This window comes from Mycolicibacterium komossense, assembly GCF_025822605.1.
GTDB lineage: Bacteria > Actinomycetota > Actinomycetes > Mycobacteriales > Mycobacteriaceae > Mycobacterium > Mycobacterium komossense.
Map to the genome: position 1 here is coordinate 47673 of NZ_JACKTY010000020.1, position 22873 is coordinate 70545.

Here is a 22873-nt window from a genome sequence, read left to right on the forward strand (position 1 = left end):
TCACCTAGAACGGCCGGCGACGGCCCAACGAGGCTGTCTTGCTGGGTGTTCCGTAATACCCGTCCTTGAATCGGCCCGGCTTGTCCTTCGCCTGCCGGATCGCCTTGCCGTCCGGTTCGGGCTCGGTGTCCTCGCGCGGGTGTGGGTGATCATGACCGTGATCGTGGTCATGACTGTGACCGTGCTCATGCGCGTGCCCGTTATGACTGTGCAGTGCGGCAGGAACTTTCGCATTCGGGTCGACCAGTCTGGGCAACGCGTCGAGTGCCTTGCGAACATCCTTGTCATATTTGACCACCACCGAGACGGTGTCGGACAGCACCTGCGCAGACAGTTCCCCGACCCCGAGAACGGCCAACGTGCGGGCCCAGTCGATGGTCTCGGAAATGCTCGGCGCCTTACGCAGATCCAGCTCGCGCAAGCCACGGACGACGTCGACCAGTTGCGCTGCCACCGCCTCGGTGAGCCCGGTGTTCTTGGACCGCACGATCTCCAACTCCCGCTCGGCCGAAGGATAGTCGAGGAACAGGTGCAGACAGCGCCGTTTCAGGGCGGCCGCCAGATCCCGAGTGTTGTTCGACGTCAGGATGACATACGGCGCATGCCTGGCTGTGAAGGTCCCGATCTCGGGTACCGAAACCTGGTATTCACCAAGCAATTCCAGCAGGACCGCTTCCAGTGCCTCGTCGGCCCGGTCGATCTCGTCGATCAGCAGCACCACCGGCTCCTCGGACCGGACGGCTTCCAGTAAGGGCCGAGAGGCCAGGAACCGGTCGGAGAAGAACACACTCTCCTGCTTACCGATCCGATCGACGGCCTCATCCAGAGTGCCCGCATCAGCCACGATCTGGCCGATCTTCTCCTTCAGGATCTGGGTGTACAGCAGCTGCTTGCCGTAATCCCATTCGTACAACGCCTTGGTCTCGTCCTGGCCCTCGTAACACTGCAGCCGCAGCAGGCGCCGACCGGTCGCCAGGGCAAGGGCTTTGGCCAACTCGGTCTTGCCAACCCCGGCCGGTCCTTCGATCAGCAGCGGCTTGTCGAGCTTAGTCTGCAGGAAAACCGTTGTCGCAAGGCGCTCGTCGGCGATGTAGCCCTCGCCGGCGAGTGCCTCACGCACCTCGTCGATTGAATCGAGCATCAGGAAAGGAGATCGTCGAGGTCGCCGTTCATGCAGTGGTCGACGACGGGACGGACCAGGTCGAAGGTGCACTCCTTGGCGTTGCCGGGGGTGCAGGCGTCACCGAGCACGTGGTTGGTGATCCGGTCGACGTCAGCCTTGTCGCCCTTGATCACCGGCGCGTTCTCGTAGTACTTGGTCGGGCCCTGACCGAGGCGGTTCTTGGAGTAACTGTCCTGTTTGACGTCGGTGAACTTCTCGATGATGTTGACGTCACGCAGCAGCCGGATCGCGGCGGCCAGTGCGGCGTCGGCAGCCTGCACGTCGGTCATGCCGTAGGTGTCGACACCCATCGCCTGTGCGATATCGGCGAATCGCTTGTACGCCGCCGACATGTTGAACGCCCACACCCGCGGGAGCGCGATCGCATTGTTCAGCCCGTGGTGGGTGTCGTAGAACGCGCTGACCGCATGCGAGATGGAGTGGATGATGCCAAGGCCGCCGGAGTTGAAGGCCTGCGCCGCAATGTATTGCGCGTACATCATGCCTTGGCGGCCGGCGAGATCCTGACCGTTCCAGGTCGCCTCGCGCAGGTTCTCGGCGGTCAGCTTGATGGCCCGGATCGCGTTGCCCAGCGACGGCTCGAAGTTCAGCCGGGAGACATACGGCTCCGAAGCGTGGGCCAGCACGTCGAACCCGCACTGCGCGGTGTAGTCGATCGGGCAGCTGTAATAAAGGACCGGATCATCAACGGCGAGCGTCGCCACCGAGGCGTCATCGAAGGCCACGTACTTGTGCGGGTTGTCGGGATCTGTTGTGGTGTCGGTGATGACGTACGCCCAGGATGTTTCCGAGCCGGTACCCGCGGTGGTGGAGATCGCAATGTGCGGTGGGTTTTTCGGATTCTCGGACATATTGAAGCCCTCGAAGTCGTTCACATTGCGACCGTCGTGCGCCACCGAGATTCGCGCGCCCTTACAGGCGTCATGCGTGGAGCCACCGCCGATGGAGATGAAGCTGTCGCATTCCTGCTCCTGGTACAGCTTCACCGAATCCATGACGTTGTAGTCCTTGGGATTCGACTCGACCTGGTCATACACCACGACCTCAAGGCCGTGCCATTTCAGCGACTCGGCCATGTTGTGCACGATGTCGGTGCCGCGCAGACCAGACGACATCAGCAGGGTCTTCTTGAAGCCCATCTTGAGCGCTTCCGGCCCGACCATCTCGTGGGCGCCGGGGCCCATCATGGCGCGTGGGAAAGGGTGAAATTCCTTGATAGGGAATGGCTTGAGTAGATCTTCGACCTTCATGTCCGGTCGTCCTTTCGCGATGCAGCACAGCGTGTCAGTGGTCTGTCAATGGCCAACGTAGGCACGTAGGTGTGACGCAGGGAACAGTCTCAGGGCAAGACTCGTCCGCAGACAGCGGAAGTCGACACGACCGGACAGGCACGCCCCTGCCCATTCGGGCAGGGGCGGCGGCTTGCGGCGGGAAAGAAGGTCAGACTGCAATCGGCTCCTTCGTGGTCTCGACCTGCGGGCCCGAATGGTCGTCGACCATGGTCTGCTCGTCGAATGGGTCCTTGCCGTCGAGGACATCGGCGAGCTTGCGGTGATCGACCGACTTGGTCCACGCCCCGACCAGGATGGTGGCGACGGCGTTCCCGGAGAAATTGGTGACCGCGCGGGCCTCCGACATGAACCGGTCGATCCCGACAATGAGGCCGATGCCGTCGAGCATGTCCGGTCGGTGCGCCTGCAGTCCGCCGGCCAGGGTCGCCAAACCCGCGCCGCTGACCCCAGCGGCACCCTTCGACGCGACGATCATGAAGACCAGCAGCGCAAGCTGCTCCCCGATCGCCAGCGGGTTGCCCATCGCATCGGCGATGAACAGCGATGCCATGGTCAGGTAGATCGCGGTGCCATCCAGGTTGAACGAGTACCCGGTGGGGACCACGATGCCGACCGTCGCGGGCTGCACTCCAGCGTGCTCCATCTTGGCCATCAACCGCGGCAGGGCCGATTCCGAGGACGACGTCGCCACGATCAGCAGGTACTCCCGCGCCAGGTAGCGAACCAGCTTGAAAATCGAGGTGTGCGCGACGAAGCGCAGGATCAAGCCCAGCACACCGAACACGAAGATCGCGCAGGTGAGGTAGAACGCCAGCATCAACACGCCGAGCTGGATGACTGCGTCGAAACCGGTGTCGCCGACCACCTTTGCAATGGCACCGAAGGCACCGATCGGCGCCAGCCACAAGATGCCGGCCAGAATCCGGAAGACCAGCTTCTGGATGAGCCCGACACCGCGCAGGACCGGCTCACCCGTGGGGCCCATGGCCTGCAGTCCGAATCCGACCAGCAGCGCAACGAACAGGGCCTGCAGGATGTTGCCCGCCGTCAGTGAGCTCAGCAGCGACGTCGGGATGATGCCGGTGATGAATTCCATCGTCCCGCCGGACGCGTGTGCCGTATCCGCCAGCTTCGCGCCCGCACCAGGATTGCTCGCGATGTTCAACCCGGTCCCGGGGCTGATGATGTTGCCGACCAGTAGGCCGATGCCGAGCGCCACCGTCGACATGACCAGGAAATAGACCAGGGCGATCCCACCGACCTTGCCGACCGAGGCGGCTTTGCGGACCGATCCGATTCCCAGGACGATCGTGCAGAAGATGACCGGGGCGATCATCATCTTGATCAGGCTGACGAAGAGGGTGCCGAGCACGCCGAGGCTCGATCCCAAGTGCGGGGCCACCAGTCCCACCACGATGCCGGCGACGACTGCGACGATCACCGCCAGATAGAGCCAGTGGGTCTTGTCCCGCTTTCGCGGCGTCGTTGCGGTCGAGGTTCGGTCAGCCATCGGACACTCCTTGAATCGGGCGGATCACGTGCAGTGATGCAATGCTCGATGCGAACGTGAGCCAAGTCACTAATAAGTTCATTTCGTTCACGAACACCGGAAAGGAGGCCCACCGTGCGAACCACGAACCGTGACGCGCACGTCGACCGGAGCGTCGCGCGCGAGCTGTTCATCTGGCAGCTCGCGCTGCTACTGATCCTGATCCTGGGGGCCGGCGCTGCCGCGGTGCTCGACGCGCGTCGGGATGCCGATGAACTCACCAGGCAGAAAGTCATCGCGGTGACGGAGTCGGTGGCGCGGATGACGTCGACGGCGGCGGCCATCGACAGCTCCGACCCGACGGCCGTGCTGCAGCCGCAGACCGAGTCGATCCGCCAGGCCACCGGGATGGACTTCATCGTCGTGATGGCCCCGGACCGAACGCGATTCACCCATACCGACGTCACCCGGATCGGTGGTCTGTTCACCGGCAACATCGACCGCGCGCTGGCGGGTGAGACGTTCACCGAGACCTACCCGGGCACACTCGGCCCGTCGATCCGCGCGGTGGCACCGGTCCGCGGTCCCGGCGGAACCATCATCGGCCTGGTGTCCGCGGGTGTCACCCAGGCCAAAGTATCGGCCATTGTGCTGTCTACGCTGCCGGCGATCGGGCTGGCGGTCGGCACGGCGCTTCTCTTGGCCTTCGTCGGCGCCATCGCGTTGGAACGCCGGCTGCGCCGCCGCACCTTGGGGCTGTCCTTTTCCGATCTGCGCGCCCTCTACGAGCAGCGGGAAGCCGTACTGCACGCCATCGGCGAAGGCCTGTTGGTGTTCGACACCCACGGATCCGCCGAGATCGTCAACGATGAAGCGCGCCGGCTGCTTTCGTTGCCGGCCGGTCCGGTGACGCGGGCCGACCTGCCGGCTTCGTTACAGACCGCGGAGGGGCAGGTCCTGACCGACGAAACCCATGTCACGGCCGACCGGGTACTGGTGGTCAACGAACAACCGGTGCGCTGGGGGAACCGCACTGTGGGTACGGTCATGACGTTGCGGGATCGCACTGAGCTGCAACGGGTTTCCGGTGAACTCAGCTCCGTCACCCAGTTCGCCGAATCGCTGCGGTCGCGGGCACACGAGGCGGACAACCGGTTGCACACGGTGGTGACCATGGTCGAACTCGGCCGATCCGCGGAGGCCGTCGACTTCGCGACCGCGGAACTGGCGGTATCGCAGCACCTGATCGACCGGTTGATGTCGACGGTGGCCGAACCCGCGCTGGCGGCACTGCTGCTGGGCAAGATCAGCCAGGCGCGCGATCATGGGGTCGAGCTGACGGTCACCGAGGAATCGATGCTCGACGATCCGGCGACCGTGGCACTGACCCAGGGTGAATTGATCACGCTGGTCGGCAATCTCGTCGACAACGCGATCGATGCCGCCCGGCCGACGAGCTCGAGGAACGAGGGCGAGGAAGGGCCGGGCGCAACAAACCCAGCCTCTCGCGCGGACCTGCCCGGCTGGGTGGAGGTGACGGTCCGGGGATCCGAGTCGGAGCTGATGGTGATCGTCGCGGACAGCGGGCCCGGGATGTCCGCCGACGCGTTCGACCAGGCCCGCACCCGCGGCTATTCGACGAAATCCGGGGAGCGCGGCCTCGGGCTGGCGTTGGTCTGGCAGGTCATCACCGCGCACGGCGGATCCATCACGGCCGAGAACACCTACGGGTCGGTGATCACCGCCGTGATTCCGGCCCACCAGTCTGCGCAGGCACGCCGATGATCCGTGTCTTGATCGTCGAGGATGACCCGCTCATCGCACAAGCACACCGCCAATACACCGAACGGTTAACGGGTTTCGTGGTTTATGCCACCGCTGGAACCGGCAATGCCGCACTGCGCGCCGCCGCGACGGCCGCCGCCGACGGGACACCCGTCGACCTGGTGCTGCTCGATATCGGTCTGCCCGATGCCAGCGGTATCGATGTCGCCTCGGCCCTCGGAGGTATCCGCCCCGCCCCGGACATCATCGCGATCTCCTCGGAACGTGACTTAGCGGTGGTTCGGTCCGCTGTCGCCCACGGCGTGGCGATGTATCTGTTGAAGCCGTTCACCTTCGCGGCCTTCCGGGACAAGTTGGAGCACTACCGCGAGTACCGGGAAGCCCTGGGCTCGGGCGGAGCAGCAGCGGGCCAGCATGAAATCGACCGGGCCATCAACGCCCTACGTAGCGCCGATCAGCGGTCGTCGATGCCCAAGGGCGTCTCCGCTGACACCCTTGACCTCATCGCCGGTGCGCTCCGCGACACTCCGGCGGGGTTGAATGCCTCCGAAGCAGCTGCCCGACTCGGCATTTCCCGAGTCACCGCCTGGCGGTACCTGGAACGTCTGGCTGATGACGGTGCCGTCGGGCGGGCCACCGAGTACGGTCGGGCCGGCCGCCCGCAGGTCAGGTACGTATGGGCGTCGTAGCCGCCGATTCCAGGGCCTCGGCGCACGCCTGCAGATCCGCGGCCGTGACATCCACGTGCGGCGACAGCCGTAGCACCGGCCCGGTCAGTTCGAACGGCGCGCGCGCCGATTCGGCCACGGTGGTGACGATTCCGCGCTCGGTGATCAGCCAGTCCCGCACGACGGCGGGCTGCACACCGGCAGGCGGAGCCAACGTGGTGATGGCGGTCCGCTCATCGCGCGGCTCCACGACCCGCCAGCCACCGACACCGTCGAGCAGAGTTCTGGTGGCACGACCGATCGATGCCAGTCGGGCCCGCACTGCCGCCGGCCCAGCCGCCAGGTGCTGCCCGACCGCGACGGAAAATCCCACGCGCGCAGCTAGATTCGCCTCATGCTGCTCGAAGCTCTGCATCGCAGAGATTGGCAGCTCCCACTCCGGGGGCGGTACCCGTCGTCGCAGCCGCTGCGCCAGCCCGGGCCGGACAGCGAGGAACCCGACGCCGCGCGGCCCGGCCATCCACTTCCGCGATGATGAATAGACGGCATCGGCCCCGATCGCGCAGTCGAGCTGGCCCAGCGCCTGAGCCGCATCCAGAACCAGCGGCACACCGGCGGTCCGGCAGGCGTCGGCGACCTCGGCCAGCGGCTGGGCCACACCGCGATGGCTGCCGATGCCGGTGAGGTGAACCAACGCCGGCGAGTCTGCGTGCAGGGCGGCCGCCACCGCGTCCGCTCGGACCCGACCGTGCTCGTCGACCGCAAGAGGCGAGACAGTGAAGCCGTGGGCGGCCATCAAGGCGAGATTCGGACCATACTCGCCGAGCGCACAGGCCACCGTCCGGGGGCCCGGCCAGCTGCCCAGCAGAAGATCCAGCGCATGGTTGGAGCCGGTCGTGAACGCCACGTCGTCGGCGCCCATGCCGATCAGCGCGCCGATCCCGGCCCGACCCGCATCGAGCACGGACTGTGCCGCCGCCGCGGCCACGTAGCCGCCGACCTCGGCTTCATGGCGGGCGTGCTGAGCTGCGGCGTCGATGGTGGCGAAGCTCTGCCGGGAGCAGGCCGCCGAATCCACGTGTACGCCGGCCGCGACCGGCCGCGCCGACCGCCAGTCGCGGGCGAGATCGTCCTCGGCGAGCGTCGTCACTTGACGGCGAGGGAGAGCGCGAAATCTCCCGGGACGTCGGTCCACCAGTGGCTGCGCGTGAGCCCCGCGGCCGCCAGTTCGGCGGCGACGCCGTCGGGCCGGAATTTGCACGACACTTCGGTCAGCATCTCCTCACCGTCGATGAAATCGACGGTCAGGTCGAGAGCGGCGATGAAGACCTGTTGCGCTCCGCGGGCTCGCAGCCACATCTCGATGCGTTCCTCATCGGTGTTCCACTTCGCCACATGCTCAAAGGCCGCGATGTCGAAGTCCGCGCGCAGCTCCCGGTTCACCACGGTCAGCACGTTGCGGTTGAACCTGGCCGTCACGCCGGCGCTGTCGTCGTAGGCCTGCACCAGCCGGACCGGATCCTTGACGAGGTCGGTACCCAGCAGCAGCGTGTCGCCGGGTTGCAGAACTGCGGCCAGCGAAGCCAGGAACTCCGCCCGTGGACCGGTGGTCAGGTTGCCGATGGTGGACCCCAGGAACGCCACCAATCGAGTTCCACCATCGGGTATTTCGCCGAGATGCTCCTCGAAGTCGCCGCAGACCGCATCGATTTCGACGCCGGGGTACTCGTCCAGGATTGCCGCGCCGGCCACCTCCAGGATCGACGCGTCGACGTCGAACGGGATGAACCGGCGCAACGATCCCTGATCGCGGAACGCATCGAGCAGCATCCGGGTCTTCTCCGAGGTGCCACTGCCGAGCTCGACGAGGGTGTCCGCACCGCTGGCCGCGGCGATCACCGCGGCCTGTTCGGCGAGGATCGACGCTTCGGCGCGGGTGGGATAGTACTCGGGCAGCCGGGTGATCTGGTCGAACAGATCGCTACCGGTGGCGTCGTAGAACCACTTGGGCGGCAAGGTTTTCGGCGTCCGGGTCAGGCCGTCGGCGACATCGTGGCGCAGGGCCTGCGCGGCATAGTCGGCCGCCAGATGATTGGCCAACGACAGGTTGGTCCCACTCGTCATCGGGGAGGCACCTTTCTTTTACGCGGTCGTTCGTACGCGGTCAGGGGCGTGAGTGTCACGTCGGCACCGTTGATATCGACGAGGTGTCGATCGGGCACGTCGCGCCATTCGGGGTGGTCGTCATAGGGTTCGCTGGCAAGCACCACGCCGTCGCAGCGCCGCAGGATCGACAGGGTGTCCCCCCATGTGGTCGCCAACAGCCGGGAACCGTTGGCGGCCAGGATGTTCAGCCGAGCCGACGGATCCGCCAAGCCGACCTCGCTCACCGTGTCACCCAACGTGTGGAGACCACGATCGAAGATCAGCGCCGCCAGTTGCGCACTGTCGACCACCGATTCGGCGGCCGGGCTCACCGGCAGCACGGCTCGGTCGACCACACCGTTGTGCGACAGCAGCCATTCGCCGTCGCTGAACGGGGCGGCGGCGCTGGCGTCCATCGGCATGCCGATCGTCGCCGAGCGGACGGCGGCCACCACGCAACCGCTCGTCAGTGCGGGCGCGACGGAGGCCAGCGAGGCGTCACCCCAAATCGGGGACGCGCTGCGCCAGCGCCGCGGCACTGCACCGTCGAAGAAGCCGACACCCCAGCCGTCGGCGTTGACCACGCCGTGCTTCTGTCTGCGCGGGGCATACGACTGGACGAGCAGACCGCTCGGCGGGTCCAGTAGCAGACTGCTCACCGAGACCGGTGCCCCAAGCCAGCCGAGGTGCCGGCACATCAGAGATCCCAGGCCAGTCGCACGCCGGAGAAAATCTGTCGGCGGATCGGATGGTCCCAGTTACGGAAGCTGGGCCGCAGCACATCGGCACCGACGGCCCACGAGCCACCGCGCAGCACCCGATAGTCGCCGTCGAAGAACGGCTGCGAGTACCGCTCGTAGATCATCGGGGTGAAGCCGGGCCACGGCCGCAGCGGCGAGGTGGTCCACTCCCAGACATCGCCGAGCAGCTGTTCGGCGCCATAGGCAGAGGCTCCGCCGGGGTAGGCCCCCACCGGGGCCGGCCGCAGTGCGCCACCCCCCAGGTTTGCCACTTCGCCGGATGGTGGCGCCGAACCCCACGGGTACCGGCGCCGAGCCCCGGCCTCGGGATCCCAAGCAGCGGCTTTCTCCCATTCGATCTCTGTGGGCAGCCGGGCGCCGGCCCACTCGGCGTAGGCCTCTGCCTCGAAGAAGGTGACGTGCTGGACGGGCTCGTCGCCGGGGATCGCCTCGACGTGGCCGAACCGGGCTCGGGTGCCCTCGGGCAGCCAGAACTGCGGGGCCACCAGCGCGGCCTGGCAGCGGTGGTCCCAGCCGCGCGCCGACCACAGCTCCGGGCGCCGATAGCCGCCGTCGTCGATGAACGCCTGCCACTCGGCGTTGGTGACCGGCACCCGACCGATCCGGAAGCCGGGGAGGTCGACGACGTGCGCGGACCGCTCGTTGTCGAGTGAGTAGGGTTCGTCGGCCGCGTCGACACCGAGGACGAACGGACCACCGGGCACCAGCACCGACGTGCCGGCGACCCCCGGCCGACCGGGCGGGAGGTGACCGCCGCCGCCGAGCAGCGGAGCCCCCGACCGCAGGTTCAGCGCCTGCAGCATGGTCTCGTCATGCTGGTTCTCGTGGCTGATGACCAGCCCGAAGGCGAACGCCGGGTCGGGTCCGCCGAGCAACGGACTGTCGGCGCGTTCATCGGGCAGCGCATCGAGGGTATCCAGCGCCTTGGCCCGAACCGTCCGCAGGTATTTGTGGGCATCAGCGGCCGAGAGCAGCGGCAACGCCACCCGGCTGGCGCGGGAATGGACGAACGCGTCGTAGAGGTCCTCGATCGCCGGTGGCAGCATTCCCGGGGTGGCCGGGTCGCCGCCGCGCAGCAGCCACAGTTCTTCCTGCTGCCCGATGTGGGCGAGGTCCCATACCAGCGGGCTCATCAACGGGTCGTACTGGCGGAGTAATTCAGCGTCGTCGAAGTCGACGAGCCGCAGCGTGCGGTCGCGAGCGACGGTCAACCCGTCGGCCAGCGCCTGTCTGTCACTCATGGTTCCTCCCGGGCGAGTCGGTCGACCGCGGGCACGAGGCCGGCGTCGATAACGCGGTCGGAGAAGTCATCACCAGGCGAACGTCCCTGTTCGACCAGCTCGAGCAGTCGTTGCACGGAATCAGCGAGCTCCGGCGGCGCGAATTCGGCGGCGGTGGTCACACATCTGTTGGCGGCGGTGAACAGATGCCGGTCGGTCAATCCGGCCCTGGCCGCGATGTCCCACGCGGTGCCGACCGGCTCGACGGCTTCGGCGGCGACCGCGGCAGCCTGCGGATTGTCCAGCAGTGTGGTCAGGGTGAATGCCAGTGCTGGCCACAGGCCATCAGGGATGCTGTCGAGGTACCGGATCTCCAGCCACCCGCGCGGGCGCACCGGCGGGAACAGCGTGGTCAGGTGATAGTCCAGGTCCGCGGTGGTGGGCTTGCGCCCGTCGAGCTGCACCACCCCGTCAGCCCAGTCTGCGAACGGCACCCAGTCGAGCACCGGCGCGGCGCCGTCGTCCGGCATCCGGACGAGCATCACCGGGGCCTTCAACGCGTAGCGCGCCCAATCGGTCGCGGGATCGTCTTCACTGGCGGCCAGGATGGGGCCACAGCGCGCGGAATCGAGCTGACCCCACACCATCTGGCGGCTGGACTGCCAACCGGTGAAGTTTCCGCCGAGCATCGGCGAGTTGGCGGCGATCGCGACCATGACTGGTCCCAACGCGTGGGCCAGCGCAACCCTTCCGGCCCATCCCTCCTGCGGACCGGCGTCGAGGTTGAGCTGCACCGAAGCTGTCGACGTCATCATCGCCGCGCCCGCGGCCCCGGTGTCGCTGGCCACGAAGAACTGTTCCATCGCCTGGTAGCGGGACCCGGGGTTCACCCGTTTCGGCGGCCGCAACGGGTCGGCGCCGAGTAGCACCAGACCGAACCCGGCCTTGGCGAACGCGGCGCGCAGCGCAGCGCGGTCGGCGACCATCGCGGTGATAGCGGGCAGCGGACCGTCGAACGGCGGCCCTGACAGCTCCACAGCCCCGCCGGGTTCGACGGTGACCGCGCTACCTCCCGGCAGCGGGGGCAGGCTCTCGATGACCGCCCGCAGCTGCTCCCAGCCCGGGCGCCTCCGCGGCTCGGTCAAATCGAAGCAGTGGGCCTCGACCTCTAGGCCCACCTGGCCCACCGGTCCGTTGATCAGGCTTGCCTCGGCGACGCGGTGCGCCGCGTCTACCGAGCCCGTCAGTTCCCGCACGCCATCCGGGGGCGGCGCGGTGTGCGGTGACGTGGAGACAAACGTCATCGCTCCATCTTCGGTGAGACCACTGACAAACTCAGCACTGTTTTCGGTGACACGAAGGTGACGTGTACCCAAATCCGGCGGCGACGTGGCCCCAAATTATTGGCCGAGGGTGTTCTGCATGGCACCGGCTAGGACGTTTACCGCAGGACCGCCGTTGCCAGACTGGCAGACTTTCGCTTGGAGCAGAACGTTCTCGCGCAGCCTGGTTTGAGTGAAGCAGCGCCGGTCGGTGCCGGCTTCCTGTTTGATCCATGCGGCATCCGAGGGCCCGGGTGCGCCACCGCTGAACGTCCACACCTGGGTCGTGCCGTCATCGAGACGCATCGACGCGGTCTGGCCTGAGCATCCGATCGTGCGATCGACGACGCGGTGGTAGGCCCGGCCGGCGGCGTCGGGGGTGGCGAAGACGCCGATCGCCTGTTTGACGAAGTGGGTGTCATCGGTCGGGGAGGTTTGCGCCGTCGCCCCGTTGAACGAGGCGAGATCGGGATCCTCATACACCTCGGGCAATCCGATATCGGCCCAGTTGTTGCACACCGGGATGTCGACCGAATAGCCCTGAAAAGGATCGGTGAACACCGACTCAGTAGTCATCGGGGCCCCGACGATATTGCCGACAGACCCCTTGGCCAGGACCGCGTACGACACCACCCCGGGATCAGACGGCCGGGCCGAGGCGGGAGCCGACAGCGTCAACGCGACCCCGATACCAACGGCAGTCGCGGCGACCAGTTTGCTGGGCAAGCTAGACCTTGGCCGAGATATCGACGTCGATGTTCCCCCGCGTCGCATTCGAGTACGGGCACACCTCATGCGCCTGCTCGACGAGATCATCGGCGACCTCCTGCTCCAGCCCGGGCAGGTAGGCGATGATCGCGGCGGTCAGGCCGAAGCCGCCCTCCGGCGTCTTGCCGAGACCCACCTGGACCGTGACGCCAGTGGCGTCGTCCAGCTTGGTCTTGGCCTTCCCGGCGACCAGTCGCAGCGCGCTGAGGAAGCAGGCGGCGTAACCGGCGGAGAACAGCTGCTCGGGGTTGGTGCCCTCGCCACTGCCACCCATCTCCTTGGGCGGGCGGGTGTCCAGGTCGAGCCGGTCGTCGGAGGACTTGACGTGGCCGTCGCGGCCACCGCCCGTGGCGGTTGATTCTGCGGTGTAGATGGCTTCGATGGTCATGGACTCGATCATGCCAGCCCTGACCACAGCAGTGCCCCCGGTCAGCTGGACCGGGGGCACCTTTGGGCTGCAGAGAGAGCGCTGCAGAAAGAGCTAGGACTGTGCGCCGACCTCGACGGCGCTGCGCTCCTCGGAAGTGCCGGGGGCAGAACTCTGGCCCTCCTGCGGCTTGGCTGAGGATTGCTCTGCCGCGCCGTCCGCACTGGCGAGGTTGGCCCGGACGCCGGCCTCGACCTTGGCGCCCAGTTCCGCGTCGACATTGGTCCAGTACTGGAAGACCCGCGCCAGCACCTCCTCGGTCACGTTGTTCGACGCGTGCCCGATGATGTTGTCGGCCAGCCGTTTCCGTGCGGCCGGATCCATCACCTCCCGGACCAGGGTCCCAGCCTGGCTGAAATCGTCGTCCTCGGGATGCTGGATGTAGCCGGCGCGCACCGCCGCCCCGTCGAATTCCCACATCCCGCCGTCACCCGCACGCGACGGGTCCGCATGCGGACCGCCGTAGGAGTTCGGTGCGTACACTGGCACTTCCGGCCCGTTGAACGTGTGCCGCATCGAACCCTCCTTGGAGTAGGAGTTCACTTCGGCGGCCCTGGCCCGGTTCGGCGGCAGCTCGGCATAGTTGGTGCCGATGCGGTAGCGATGGGCGTCGGCGTAGGAGAAGACCCGCCCGAGCAGCATCTTGTCCGGCGAAAAGCCGATGCCGGGAACAATATTCGACGGTTCGAACGCCGCCTGCTCGATGTCGACGAAGAAGTTCTCCGGATTGCGGTTCAGCGTGTACGTGCCGACGTCGATCAGCGGATAGTCCTTGTGCGACCAGACCTTGGTCAGATCGAACGGGTTGACCCGGTAGCCCTCGGCCTCGTCGACGGGCATGATCTGAACCTTCAGTGACCAGCTCGGGAAGTTGCCCTCCTCGATGGCGTTGTAGAGATCGGCCCGGTGCAGATCGGGGTCGCTGCCAGCGAGCTTGTCCGCCTGTTCCTGGGTGAGGAAGTCGATGCCCTGGTCGGTCTTGAAGTGGTACTTCACCCAGAACCGTTCACCGGCCTCGTTGATCCACTGGTACGTGTGGCTGCCATAGCCGTTCATGTGTCGATAGGACTTCGGGATGCCGCGATCACCCATCAGCCACGTCACCTGGTGGGCCGACTCAGGACGCAGCGTCCAGAAATCCCACTGCATGTTGTGGTCCCGCAGACCCGAGCCCGGCAGCCGCTTCTGGCTGCGGATGAAATCGGGGAACTTGATGGTGTCGCGAATGAAGAAGACCGGGGTGTTGTTGCCGACGAGGTCGTAGTTGCCGTCTTCGGTATAGAACTTCAACGAGAAACCACGCGGGTCGCGCCAGGTGTCGGGGCTGCCCTGTTCGCCTGCGACCGTCGAGAACCGGGCCAGCGACTCGGTCTTGGCACCGGGCTGGAACAGCTTGGCCTTGGTGTACTTGCTGACGTCATTGGTGACGACGAGTTCACCGTATGCACCTGAACCTTTGGCGTGCACGACGCGCTCCGGCACCCGTTCCCGGTTGAACTGGGCAAGCTTCTCGATCAGGTACCAGTCGTGCAACAGGATCGGGCCCTGCGTTCCCGCGGTCAGCGACTGGTTGTCGTCCTCGATTGGGACGCCGGTATTGCTGGTGGTGAAACTTCCGGTCATCGTTGAATCTCCTCTGGTGATGGGCTGGCTGATCGGCATGGGCGGCAGGTTCCCCAGAACACGACCTCGGCCTCGTCGACATCGAAACCGTCCAGTTCGGACGGCTGCAGACACGGCGCGGCTCCGACAACACAGTTGACATCGGTTACCCGGCCACAGGTGCGGCAAACCAGGTGGTGGTGGTTATCGCCGATTCGGGTTTCGTAGAGCGCGGAGGCCCCGGCGGGTTCTAGTCGGCGGAGGAGCCCGGCACCGACACACACGCGCAGGACGTCATAGACGGCTTGAGTCGAGACAGCGCCAAGGCTCCCCCTGACCTGTCCTGCGATCTCGTCAGCCGTTGAATGTGGCGCAGCTGCAACGGCATTGAGCACAGCGACCCTGGGCCGGGTAACACGAAGCCCAGCTCCCTTCAACAGGAAGCTGGGCTCGCGGGTCGTCGTGGTCACCTTGCCGAGTATGCCCCTTTTCTGGAATGAGTCAAGAAAAGAACGTCTCCGGGGCTACGCAGCCTTCACGATGGGCGCTGCTGCCCGGGCGCGGGAGGCTGCTGACTCTGGCCTGGGCCGCCATTGCCGGGACCCGGTCCGAAGCCGGGTCCACCCTGGCCCCCCGGTCCACCCGGTCCCATCTGACCTGGACCGCCGGGGAACATCCCCGGGCCGCCCGGCCCGAATGCACCCGGCCCGGGGAACAGGAAGCCGGGCCGCATCGGCATCATCGGCGGACCCTCTTGACGCGTCTCCCCCATGTCCTGACGGTGATGTCCGTGATGCCCTCCACCGGAATGCACACCGAGCGCAAAACCGGTGAAGAAGATGACGGCGACGATGAACACCGAACCCGCCACGATCGCCACCCAGGCGGCGACCTGATAGAGCCGACTGGGCTTGCGGGGCTCGACGTAGGCGGGGCGTGTGTCATAAGTTGCCGGTGGGGGTGGGGTCACAACCGGGGACGTGGTCGGTTCCGTCTCGTATTGCGGTGTTTCGCTCATAACCTGCATGATCCACGCACGACCCACAGCGCTGGTTAGGTTCCGGTTATGAACTGGCTGTGAAGGGTCGCGGTTTGCGGCCACGACGCGCGAGGTCACCATGCCACACTCTTCAGGCATGGCGTTCGCACTGAAACTCAACGATCTGACGATGGCCGGCAAGGAACTCAGCGACGACGATTCGTTCGAGTTCCTGGCCGACGGGATCCTGAAAGTGACCGAAGGACTCAAGGTGACGTACTACGGACCCGGGTCATGGCAGCTCGTACAGACGCTCAACGACCACCGGCCGGGTTTCAAGCGCAGGCGTTGACGGTCTACAGCGAGGGTGCCCGGCGTTGGAAATCGACGGAGGCCAGCACGTACTCGATCTGGGCCACCGACAGGCCAGAAGCTTTGCTCACCTCTTCCAGCGATCGGCCGGAATCGCGGGCGATCACGATTTCACGTTCCATGTCCGCACTGAGCTCTCTGGCCCTGGCCAGCGAACCGAGGTAGACGTCGCCGAGCTCGCGAAGGCGCTCAGCAGATCCCGTCCGCCCCGGTTTGGGAGTTTGCCGGCGCACCCCCGGCAAGTGCATGACATTTGCCATGGATCCTCCTTGGGTACAAATTGTCCTACGCGAAAATAACTTCGATCGGCTATATTGTCTTTGCCGTCAGGAGTCGATTCTCGCTTTCGAGCCTGGTCTAGCCACTATCTACTGTTTGCCAGCAATTGTCCACAGGTAACGATATTGCAAATTTTTATCGCCGGAAGTGCCGGGCGATTATTTGATCGAGCAACTGGGTAACCGCTCTTTGTCGCAACCGTCAAAAACAGGAGCATCCAGTGATAGTTCTAGGCGTCATCCTCATCCTCGTGGGCTACTTGCTGCCCGTCCCCGCCATCATTGCCACCATCGGCTGGATCCTGCTCGTCATCGGCGTGGTGTTGTTGATCCTGGGCCAGGTGGGCCGTCCGGTCGGTGGCCGAAAAGTATGGTTCTGACCGCACACAGCGTCCTCACACTCATGTGTCAGCTGGCGCACTGACTGCGATGTAAGAATCTTGACCAGGTGGCCCGCGCACTCCCCCCGCATCGGGCCCCCTGTTCGGCCCCGCCAAGTCCCCCCTGTGGCGGGGCCGAACCATTTCTCGCGCTAGGAAATTGGCGCTGCACCCGGCTTGAACGGGTTGACCGCGAACTGGAGAACCCGGTACGGCGCCCGGTCGCGCGATGCGGTGTTCCACTGGCTGACGAAGACGCGCACCTCGTCGAGAGTCGACCCCGGCGAGATGTATCCGCCGTACGGTTGAGCCAGCTGGTTGTCATCCGGTGGCGGCAGACTTTCGGCAGGGTCGGGCCAGTCGTATGCCTGCACCACCGTCGTCACAGGCGCAGAGCCGAGCGAAGTCGGGTCGTCCGCCACCCGCATCTCCATGTTCCCGGTACTCGCATTGAAGTACGACAGCACGGTTTTGCCGTCGATCTGCTCGACGCTCATCTCGCCGATCCGATCACCCCACAGCGGAGTTGGCGGCCGACGCCAGCCGCCGTCCACTCCGGGCAACCCGGACCAGCCCTGCCATTTCGTACGATCGGTGAACTCCTGCGGCGCAACGCGATACAGCGTCACCAATCCGGTGCGGTCGAAGCTGTTGGCGACGATGTACACCCAGCCGGTCGACGAGTCCGAGGTGGGGATCGGATCGTAGTAACCGCTGATCTGCGATTGGCCACCGCCGGCATATGCGGCATCGCGCTGTGAACCCTTCACCGTTTGCCAATCACCTTGCGCCGCATCGGCCTTCACCAGCCGTGACGTCGCCGGTACCAAGTTCTTCGTCGTGGTGACCAGTAGGTAGTTCTGCCGGTTGATCGACACCACCCCGGCAGGCAGTTGCGACGAGCCCGGCGGTGTCGGGTCGGCGAGCAGCGGCTTGTCCACTCCGGTGACGCCGGTGTATCGCACCCCGTCGGGGTCCGCGATCGACGCGCGCTCCACGTGCAGGGCGATCGGGGAGAACCACCCGCCGAAGCCGACACCCTGGCCGGCGAAACTGTCGCCGCACACCTGCAGCAGTTCGGTGGGGAATTCCATGAATTCGCACAGATCGGTGGCACCGATACCGTAATCGCGGGTCGGTGTACCCGTGCCGGCCGTTGGACCGATCCGCACCACCTGACCGGGCGCCAGCGGGCCCAGTATCGGTGCGGGCGCAGGGTCCGGTGGGTCGGCGTGGGCCGGTCCGGACAGGCTCAACAGCAGCGCCGAGATCGACGAAACCGCGAGAACTACTCGCACTTTTCCGCGTCGGCGCACCAGCGGGTCAGAGCTGGGCGGCCAGCAGCTCGGCAATCTGAATAGTGTTCAGCGCAGCGCCCTTTCGGAGGTTGTCTCCCGAGAGGAACAACGCCAGCCCGCGACCATCCGGCACCCCTGGATCCTGACGGATGCGGCCCACCAGAGAATCATCGACACCGGCTGCCGCCAACGGTGTGGGCACATCGGCCAGCGTCACACCGGGCGCGTCGGCCAGGATCTCGCGGGCCCGTGCCGGCGAGAGCGGCCTGGCGAACTCAGCATTGATCGACAGCGAGTGCCCCGTGAAAACTGGTACTCGCACGCAGGTACCACTGACCAGCAGCTCCGGGATGCCGAGGATCTTGCGGCTCTCGTTGCGCAGCTTCTGGTCTTCGTCCGTCTCACCGGAGCCGTCGTCGACCAATGCCCCGGCCAGCGGGATCACGTTGAACGCGATCGGCGCGACGTACTTGTTGGGGGCCGGGAAATCCAGCGCGCCGCCATCGTGCACCAACTGCTCGGCACCGTCGATGACGGCCCGGGTCTGGGTGGCGAGTTCCTCGACGCCGGCCAGACCGCTCCCCGAGACCGCCTGATAACTCGAGACGATCAACCGGGTCAGCTCCGCCTCGTCGTGCAGCACCTTGAGCACCGGCATCGCGGCCATGGTGGTGCAGTTCGGATTGGCGATAATGCCTTTCGGGAGCTGGACGTCACGCACATCCCTGTCGAAGTTGACCTCGCTGACCACCAGCGGAACGTCGCCGTCCTTGCGGAACGCCGAGGAGTTGTCGATGACGATGACGCCGGCAGCGGCGAACCGCGGAGCCTGGACGCGTGACATCGTCGCGCCCGCGGAAAAGAGTGCGATATCCAGCCCAGTCGGATCGGCGGTCTCGGCGTCCTCGACCTCGATCTCCTGCCCGCGGAACGACAGTTTCTTGCCGGCCGAGCGCGACGAGGCGAAGAACCGGATACCCGTCACCGGGAAGTCGCGCTCCTCGAGCAGGGTGCGCATCACCTGGCCGACCTGTCCGGTCGCGCCGACTACTCCGATATTGACCATCTCTGTCTGCTTTCCCGTCGCTTCGCTCGCCCGGCCTAGCGGCCTGTCCCCGCGTACACAGTTACTTCTTCCGACCCGCCGAGACCGAACGCCTCGTGCAGCGCAAGTACCGCCTTGTCGAGCTCAGTGTCCTTGACCAGCACCGAGATTCGAATCTCCGAGGTGGAGATCAGGTCGATGTTCACGCCGACCCCGGCCAGCGCCTCGCAGAAGGTGGCGGTGACGCCGGGGTGGCTGCGCATCCCCGCACCGATCAGCGACACCTTGCCGATGTGATCGTCGTAAAGCACACGGGTGAAACCGATTTCGTCCTGCAGCGACGCGAGCTTCTCCACCGCGCCCGGGCCACTGTCGCGCGAGCAGGTGAAAGTGATGTCGGTCTTGCCGTCTTCGATCTTGGAGATGTTCTGCAGCACCATGTCGATGTTGACATCCGCGTCGGCGACAGCACGAAACACCTTGGCGGCGTACCCGGGAACGTCGGGGAGACCGACGACTGTGACCTTGGCTTCGCTTCGGTCGTGGGCTACTCCGGTCAGGATGGCGTCTTCCATGGGTAAATCCTCAATCGATCCGGTGACGACGGTTCCGGGCTTGTCGGTGTACGACGACCGGACGTGGATGGGAACGTCATAGCGGCGGGCGTATTCCACGCAGCGCAGCATCAGCACCTTTGCGCCGCAGGCCGCCATCTCGAGCATTTCCTCGAAGCTGACCTTGTCCAGGTGCCTGGCATTGGGCACGATCCGTGGATCGGCGGTGAAGATGCCGTCAACGTCGGTGTAGATCTCGCAGACGTCGGCGTGTAGCGCCGCAGCCAGGGCCACCGCAGTGGTGTCCGAGCCGCCGCGGCCCAGCGTGGTCACGTCCTTGCTGTCCTGGCTGACCCCCTGGAAGCCGGCGACGAGGACGATCAGGCCCTCGTCGAGCGCGGACCGCAGTCGACCCGGGGTGACGTCGATGATCTTGGCGTTGCCGTGCGTGCCGGTGGTGATCACGCCGGCCTGCGAGCCGGTGAACGAGCGCGCCTGGGCGCCGAGGGACTCGATGGCCATCGCCACCAGAGCATTGGAGATCCGCTCGCCCGCGGTCAGCAACATGTCCATTTCCCGCGCGGGCGGCGCCGGGCATACCTGCCGAGCCAGATCCAGCAGGTCATCGGTGGTGTCACCCATCGCGGAAACGACGACTACCACGTCGTTCCCGGCCTTCTTGGTCTCCACGATGCGCTCGGCGACGCGACGGATCCGTTCGGCGTCGGCCACCGAGGATCCGCCGTATTTCTGCACGACGAGCGCCACTGTCTGCCCTTTCACGCCGATACCGGAGGTTTGTTCGTACTAAGGATAAGCGAGACGAGCACCCCATTTTTCCGGCCAGTACCCTCATGACGTGCCAGAAGCCCCCGCCAACCGGATGGCTGACACGTCGGTCCCCATCCACTTCCTCCTTGCGGAACGGTGGAGTCCCAGAGCTTTCGATCCTGTCGCCGAGCTCGCGAGCGACGACCTGACCGGCCTGCTGGAGGCCGCACGGTGGGCTCCTACCTGGGGTAAACGCCAACCGGTCCGCTTCCTGGTCGGGCTTCGCGGCGACCAGATGTTCGGCACGTTGACCGACCTGCTCAACCGCGGGAACAGCTACGCGACCGCGGCGGGCGCGCTGATCCTGGTGTCCGCCGACGAGGGCCCGGACGAGAGGACTGCGCTGTACTCCGGGGTGGACGCCGGTGCCGCGATGGCGAACCTGCTGATCGAGGCGGTTGCGCGCGGTCTGATCGCGCATCCGATGGCGGGATTCGACGTCGAAGGTGCCGCGGAGCTCATTCCCGACGGCCTGTGGCCGCTGATGATCATCGCCGTCGGCACCCTCGGCGACTACGACACCGTCGCACCGGAGATCGCCGAACGCGATGCACTACCGAGGGAACGGCTGGCGCTGGACGACATCGTGCTCAACTGGCCCGCCCTGGGGACTTAGCAGTCAGTACACCTAGCCCGAGCACTTGTCCGTGAGCGTTTTGGTCTCACTGGTGATCTGGTCGTTGAGGGCCGCCATCTCGTAGGCGGCCGGCGGGGCCTTCTGCCCCGGCGCGGGATTCTGTACCTGCGGCAGTTTCGTGACGAACTGCGTCGCGAGCTCGGCCAGCCGAATGGCGTGCGGTGACAAGTCGGCCGACGTGACCTGCTCGGCGCGTTGGGTCATACCGTCGGCCCACAGCTGGTAGTCGGCCAGCGGCAGGGCGCCGTCACCGGTCTTCTTCGCGATGATCTGGCCCTGCGAGTTGTTGAAATCCAGCAGGTCCTTGACCGCCTTGCAGTCTTCGGGCGGTCTGTTGAAAAAGAGCTGATACGCCAGCACGCCGACGGCAACCACGGCGATGACGATGGCTACCAACCAGCGCCGATCGAGATTCCTCACCGGGCCCACTGTAAAGAACAAATCCGCTGTGGATTCCCTGTGGACTTTTACGTGGCCGCAACACTGGACGCCTGTCTACGTAACAGAAACATCGGTCACTAAGGGTGAACGGCCGAGGGGCGGCCGCATCACTCCAGGAGAAGTACGCACATGGATCCAGTTGACACTGGCACCACGGCATTCATGCTGTGTTGCATCATCGGCCTGACGCTGATGATTCCCGGGCTCGCGCTGTTCTACGGCGGCATGGTCTCGGTCAAGAGCTCGACCAACATGATGATGATGACGTTCGGCGCGGTCGCCATCGTCGGTGTCCTCTGGGTCCTGTTCGGCTTCTCGATGGTTTTCGGCACCACCTACGGCGGCTTCGTCGGCAGCTTCACCGAGTTCGACGGCATGAAGGACCTGCTGCAGTCCCAGACCACCGTCTCCGGCCTGCCAGTCAGCCTGTTTGCCCTGTTTCAGGCGTTGTTCGCGGCCATCACCGTCGCGCTGATTTCCGGAGCCGCGGCAGACCGGATGAAATTCGCCGCCTGGATGGTGTTCGCCACCGTCTGGGCCGTACTGGTCTACTTTCCGGTGGCACACTGGGTGTTCGCCTTCGACGGCGTGGTCACCGAAAACTCGGTCGGCGGCTGGATCGCCAACAAGCTGCATGCGGTCGACTTCGCCGGTGGCACTGCGGTGCACATCAACGCCGGTGCCGCCGCGCTGGCCGTCGCGATCGTGCTCGGCAAGTCCGCGATGTTCGGGCAGCTCCGCAAACCGCACAACGTTCCACTGACCCTGCTCGGCGCGGGTCTGCTGTGGGCCGGTTGGTATGCCTTCAACGGCGGCTCGGCGCTGGCCGCAGGCAACTCGGCCTCGATCGTCATGGTGACGACGTTCGTGGCGACCTGCGCGGCGACGCTGGCCTGGCTGGCCGTGGAGAAGTTCAAGGACGGTCACGTCACCGGCGTCGGCGCAGCCTCGGGCGCAGTGACCGGTCTGGTCGCCATCACCCCCGCCTGCGGTGCGGTCACCCCTCTCGGCGCCATCGCGGTCGGCGCGATCGCGGGCGCCATCTGCATCTACGCCGTGGGGCTGAAAGAGAAGTTCGGCTACGACGACTCTCTCGACGTGGTCGGCGTCCACCTCGTCGGCGGTGTCATCGGCACGCTTCTGATCGGCTTCTTCGCCAGCGACGGAATGCCGAGCGCGGTCAGCGGCGTGTTCTACGGCGGCGGATTCGACCAGCTATGGCGACAGGCGGTGGCAGCGGGCGCGGTTCTGGTCTACAGCGTCGTGGTGTCCTTCGCCATCGCCTTCGCCATCAAGAAGACGATGGGCATTCGCATCTCGGCGGAGGAAGAGGAGAAGGGCATCGACAGTCTCGCCCACCGCGATGCGGCGTACGAGCTCGAATACGCCTGAGCGC

24 protein-coding genes are annotated in these 22873 nt (G+C 65.9%); 6 read left to right on the top strand and 18 right to left on the bottom strand.

The window, feature by feature from the left end:
- Positions 1-4: 4 nt before the first annotated feature.
- From H7J73_RS07705 to H7J73_RS07715, 3 genes are all read right to left on the bottom strand, one after another.
- Complete coding sequence (locus tag H7J73_RS07705; RefSeq protein WP_264066738.1) at positions 5-1141, bottom strand: AAA family ATPase; 1137 nt, start codon at positions 1139-1141, stop codon at positions 5-7.
- A complete protein-coding gene (mdo, locus tag H7J73_RS07710; RefSeq protein ID WP_264066739.1) occupies positions 1141-2433 on the bottom strand; it encodes an NDMA-dependent methanol dehydrogenase in 1293 nt (430 codons plus the stop codon). Before mdo ends, H7J73_RS07705 begins: the two co-directional genes overlap by 1 nt.
- Before the next feature lie 190 nt (positions 2434-2623).
- Entirely contained in the window at positions 2624-3985 is a 1362-nt protein-coding gene (locus H7J73_RS07715) for a cation:dicarboxylate symporter family transporter (RefSeq protein ID WP_264066740.1), read from the bottom strand.
- A 114-nt stretch (positions 3986-4099) separates the two neighbouring features.
- On the opposite strand from H7J73_RS07715, the gene H7J73_RS07720 reads away from it, so the two are divergent.
- Together H7J73_RS07720 and H7J73_RS07725 are read left to right on the top strand one after the other, a co-directional pair.
- A complete protein-coding gene (locus H7J73_RS07720) occupies positions 4100-5749 on the top strand; it encodes a sensor histidine kinase (RefSeq protein WP_264066741.1) in 1650 nt (549 codons plus the stop codon).
- Positions 5746-6438 (top strand): response regulator, encoded by a 693-nt coding sequence (locus tag H7J73_RS07725; RefSeq protein WP_264066742.1) that lies wholly within the window; start codon positions 5746-5748, stop codon positions 6436-6438. The genes H7J73_RS07720 and H7J73_RS07725 overlap by 4 nt, the downstream gene beginning before the upstream one ends.
- Here the strand turns inward: H7J73_RS07725 and egtE are convergent.
- The 10 genes from egtE to H7J73_RS07775 all read right to left on the bottom strand — a co-directional run bounded on the left by egtE (position 6416) and on the right by H7J73_RS07775 (position 15680).
- Complete coding sequence (gene egtE, locus H7J73_RS07730) at positions 6416-7567, bottom strand: ergothioneine biosynthesis PLP-dependent enzyme EgtE (protein ID WP_264066743.1); 1152 nt, start codon at positions 7565-7567, stop codon at positions 6416-6418. The two genes, H7J73_RS07725 and egtE, sit on opposite strands and share 23 nt — an antisense overlap.
- On the bottom strand, positions 7564-8541 hold the full coding sequence (gene egtD / locus H7J73_RS07735; RefSeq protein ID WP_264066744.1) for an L-histidine N(alpha)-methyltransferase: 978 nt from the start codon (positions 8539-8541) through the stop codon (positions 7564-7566). Before egtD ends, egtE begins: the two co-directional genes overlap by 4 nt.
- A complete protein-coding gene (egtC, locus tag H7J73_RS07740) occupies positions 8538-9260 on the bottom strand; it encodes an ergothioneine biosynthesis protein EgtC (protein ID WP_264066745.1) in 723 nt (240 codons plus the stop codon). Before egtC ends, egtD begins: the two co-directional genes overlap by 4 nt.
- On the bottom strand, positions 9260-10564 hold the full coding sequence (gene egtB, locus H7J73_RS07745; RefSeq protein WP_264066746.1) for an ergothioneine biosynthesis protein EgtB: 1305 nt from the start codon (positions 10562-10564) through the stop codon (positions 9260-9262). The genes egtC and egtB overlap by 1 nt, the downstream gene beginning before the upstream one ends.
- Positions 10561-11847 carry an ergothioneine biosynthesis glutamate--cysteine ligase EgtA gene (gene egtA, locus H7J73_RS07750; protein ID WP_264066747.1) on the bottom strand — a complete coding sequence of 429 codons (1287 nt, stop codon included), beginning with the start codon at positions 11845-11847 and terminating at the stop codon, positions 10561-10563. The genes egtB and egtA overlap by 4 nt, the downstream gene beginning before the upstream one ends.
- Positions 11848-11943: 96 nt before the next feature.
- Positions 11944-12591 carry a sensor domain-containing protein gene (locus H7J73_RS07755; protein WP_264066748.1) on the bottom strand — a complete coding sequence of 216 codons (648 nt, stop codon included), beginning with the start codon at positions 12589-12591 and terminating at the stop codon, positions 11944-11946.
- Between the two features lies 1 nt (position 12592).
- The gene (locus tag H7J73_RS07760) at positions 12593-13021 is read right to left on the bottom strand and encodes an organic hydroperoxide resistance protein (protein WP_264066749.1); all 429 of its coding nucleotides are present in this window, start codon (positions 13019-13021) and stop codon (positions 12593-12595) included.
- A 93-nt stretch (positions 13022-13114) separates the two neighbouring features.
- Positions 13115-14683, bottom strand: a complete 1569-nt coding sequence (locus tag H7J73_RS07765; RefSeq protein ID WP_264066750.1) for a catalase — start codon at positions 14681-14683, stop codon at positions 13115-13117.
- Positions 14680-15132: a Fur family transcriptional regulator gene (locus tag H7J73_RS07770; protein ID WP_264066751.1), complete on the bottom strand. Its 453-nt coding sequence runs from the start codon at positions 15130-15132 to the stop codon at positions 14680-14682. Before H7J73_RS07770 ends, H7J73_RS07765 begins: the two co-directional genes overlap by 4 nt.
- Positions 15133-15197: 65 nt before the next feature.
- On the bottom strand, positions 15198-15680 hold the full coding sequence (locus tag H7J73_RS07775) for a hypothetical protein (protein ID WP_264066752.1): 483 nt from the start codon (positions 15678-15680) through the stop codon (positions 15198-15200).
- A gap of 118 nt (positions 15681-15798) precedes the next feature.
- On the opposite strand from H7J73_RS07775, the gene H7J73_RS07780 reads away from it, so the two are divergent.
- Positions 15799-15993: a hypothetical protein gene (locus H7J73_RS07780; protein WP_264066753.1), complete on the top strand. Its 195-nt coding sequence runs from the start codon at positions 15799-15801 to the stop codon at positions 15991-15993.
- Between the two features lie 4 nt (positions 15994-15997).
- On the opposite strand, the gene H7J73_RS07785 is transcribed toward H7J73_RS07780, so the two are convergent.
- On the bottom strand, positions 15998-16273 hold the full coding sequence (locus tag H7J73_RS07785) for a hypothetical protein (protein WP_264066754.1): 276 nt from the start codon (positions 16271-16273) through the stop codon (positions 15998-16000).
- Between the two features lie 239 nt (positions 16274-16512).
- Here H7J73_RS07785 and H7J73_RS07790 point away from each other — a divergent pair, with 239 nt between their 5' ends.
- Positions 16513-16671, top strand: a complete 159-nt coding sequence (locus H7J73_RS07790; RefSeq protein ID WP_234835069.1) for a DUF6131 family protein — start codon at positions 16513-16515, stop codon at positions 16669-16671.
- 152 nt (positions 16672-16823) lie between these two features.
- Here H7J73_RS07790 and H7J73_RS07795 read toward each other — a convergent pair whose 3' ends face one another.
- The 3 genes from H7J73_RS07795 to H7J73_RS07805 are packed head-to-tail and all read right to left on the bottom strand — an operon-like array spanning position 16824 to position 20336.
- On the bottom strand, positions 16824-17969 hold the full coding sequence (locus tag H7J73_RS07795; protein ID WP_435405445.1) for a DUF4185 domain-containing protein: 1146 nt from the start codon (positions 17967-17969) through the stop codon (positions 16824-16826).
- A gap of 25 nt (positions 17970-17994) precedes the next feature.
- Positions 17995-19035, bottom strand: a complete 1041-nt coding sequence (locus tag H7J73_RS07800; protein ID WP_264066755.1) for an aspartate-semialdehyde dehydrogenase — start codon at positions 19033-19035, stop codon at positions 17995-17997.
- A 35-nt stretch (positions 19036-19070) separates the two neighbouring features.
- Complete coding sequence (locus tag H7J73_RS07805; RefSeq protein ID WP_264067094.1) at positions 19071-20336, bottom strand: aspartate kinase; 1266 nt, start codon at positions 20334-20336, stop codon at positions 19071-19073.
- A 115-nt stretch (positions 20337-20451) separates the two neighbouring features.
- On the opposite strand from H7J73_RS07805, the gene H7J73_RS07810 reads away from it, so the two are divergent.
- Positions 20452-21015 carry a nitroreductase family protein gene (locus tag H7J73_RS07810; protein ID WP_264067095.1) on the top strand — a complete coding sequence of 188 codons (564 nt, stop codon included), beginning with the start codon at positions 20452-20454 and terminating at the stop codon, positions 21013-21015.
- 12 nt (positions 21016-21027) lie between these two features.
- Here H7J73_RS07810 and H7J73_RS07815 read toward each other — a convergent pair whose 3' ends face one another.
- Positions 21028-21456, bottom strand: coding sequence for a hypothetical protein (locus H7J73_RS07815; protein WP_264066756.1), 429 nt, complete (start codon positions 21454-21456; stop codon positions 21028-21030).
- A 150-nt stretch (positions 21457-21606) separates the two neighbouring features.
- Between H7J73_RS07815 and H7J73_RS07820 the strand changes: the two genes are divergently transcribed.
- Positions 21607-22869 carry an ammonium transporter gene (locus tag H7J73_RS07820; RefSeq protein WP_264066757.1) on the top strand — a complete coding sequence of 421 codons (1263 nt, stop codon included), beginning with the start codon at positions 21607-21609 and terminating at the stop codon, positions 22867-22869.
- The last annotated feature ends 4 nt before the right edge of the window (positions 22870-22873 follow it).

What these genes read in the sequence shown, in the direction of transcription:
- mdo (WP_264066739.1), bottom strand. Translation starts at nt 2,433, where the DNA reads ATGAAGGTCGAAGATCTACTCAAGCCATTCCCTATCAAGGAATTTCAC.
- egtA (WP_264066747.1), bottom strand. Translation starts at nt 11,847, where the DNA reads ATGACGTTTGTCTCCACGTCACCGCACACCGCGCCGCCCCCGGATGGC.
- H7J73_RS07705 (WP_264066738.1), bottom strand. Translation starts at nt 1,141, where the DNA reads ATGCTCGATTCAATCGACGAGGTGCGTGAGGCACTCGCCGGCGAGGGC.
- H7J73_RS07765 (WP_264066750.1), bottom strand. Translation starts at nt 14,683, where the DNA reads ATGACCGGAAGTTTCACCACCAGCAATACCGGCGTCCCAATCGAGGAC.
- H7J73_RS07810 (WP_264067095.1), top strand. Translation starts at nt 20,452, where the DNA reads ATGGCTGACACGTCGGTCCCCATCCACTTCCTCCTTGCGGAACGGTGG.
- H7J73_RS07780 (WP_264066753.1), top strand. Translation starts at nt 15,799, where the DNA reads ATGGCGTTCGCACTGAAACTCAACGATCTGACGATGGCCGGCAAGGAA.
- H7J73_RS07760 (WP_264066749.1), bottom strand. Translation starts at nt 13,021, where the DNA reads ATGACCATCGAAGCCATCTACACCGCAGAATCAACCGCCACGGGCGGT.
- H7J73_RS07725 (WP_264066742.1), top strand. Translation starts at nt 5,746, where the DNA reads ATGATCCGTGTCTTGATCGTCGAGGATGACCCGCTCATCGCACAAGCA.
- egtD (WP_264066744.1), bottom strand. Translation starts at nt 8,541, where the DNA reads ATGACGAGTGGGACCAACCTGTCGTTGGCCAATCATCTGGCGGCCGAC.
- H7J73_RS07715 (WP_264066740.1), bottom strand. Translation starts at nt 3,985, where the DNA reads ATGGCTGACCGAACCTCGACCGCAACGACGCCGCGAAAGCGGGACAAG.
- H7J73_RS07800 (WP_264066755.1), bottom strand. Translation starts at nt 19,035, where the DNA reads ATGGTCAATATCGGAGTAGTCGGCGCGACCGGACAGGTCGGCCAGGTG.
- H7J73_RS07785 (WP_264066754.1), bottom strand. Translation starts at nt 16,273, where the DNA reads ATGGCAAATGTCATGCACTTGCCGGGGGTGCGCCGGCAAACTCCCAAA.
- H7J73_RS07820 (WP_264066757.1), top strand. Translation starts at nt 21,607, where the DNA reads ATGGATCCAGTTGACACTGGCACCACGGCATTCATGCTGTGTTGCATC.
- H7J73_RS07775 (WP_264066752.1), bottom strand. Translation starts at nt 15,680, where the DNA reads ATGAGCGAAACACCGCAATACGAGACGGAACCGACCACGTCCCCGGTT.
- egtB (WP_264066746.1), bottom strand. Translation starts at nt 10,564, where the DNA reads ATGAGTGACAGACAGGCGCTGGCCGACGGGTTGACCGTCGCTCGCGAC.
- egtC (WP_264066745.1), bottom strand. Translation starts at nt 9,260, where the DNA reads ATGTGCCGGCACCTCGGCTGGCTTGGGGCACCGGTCTCGGTGAGCAGT.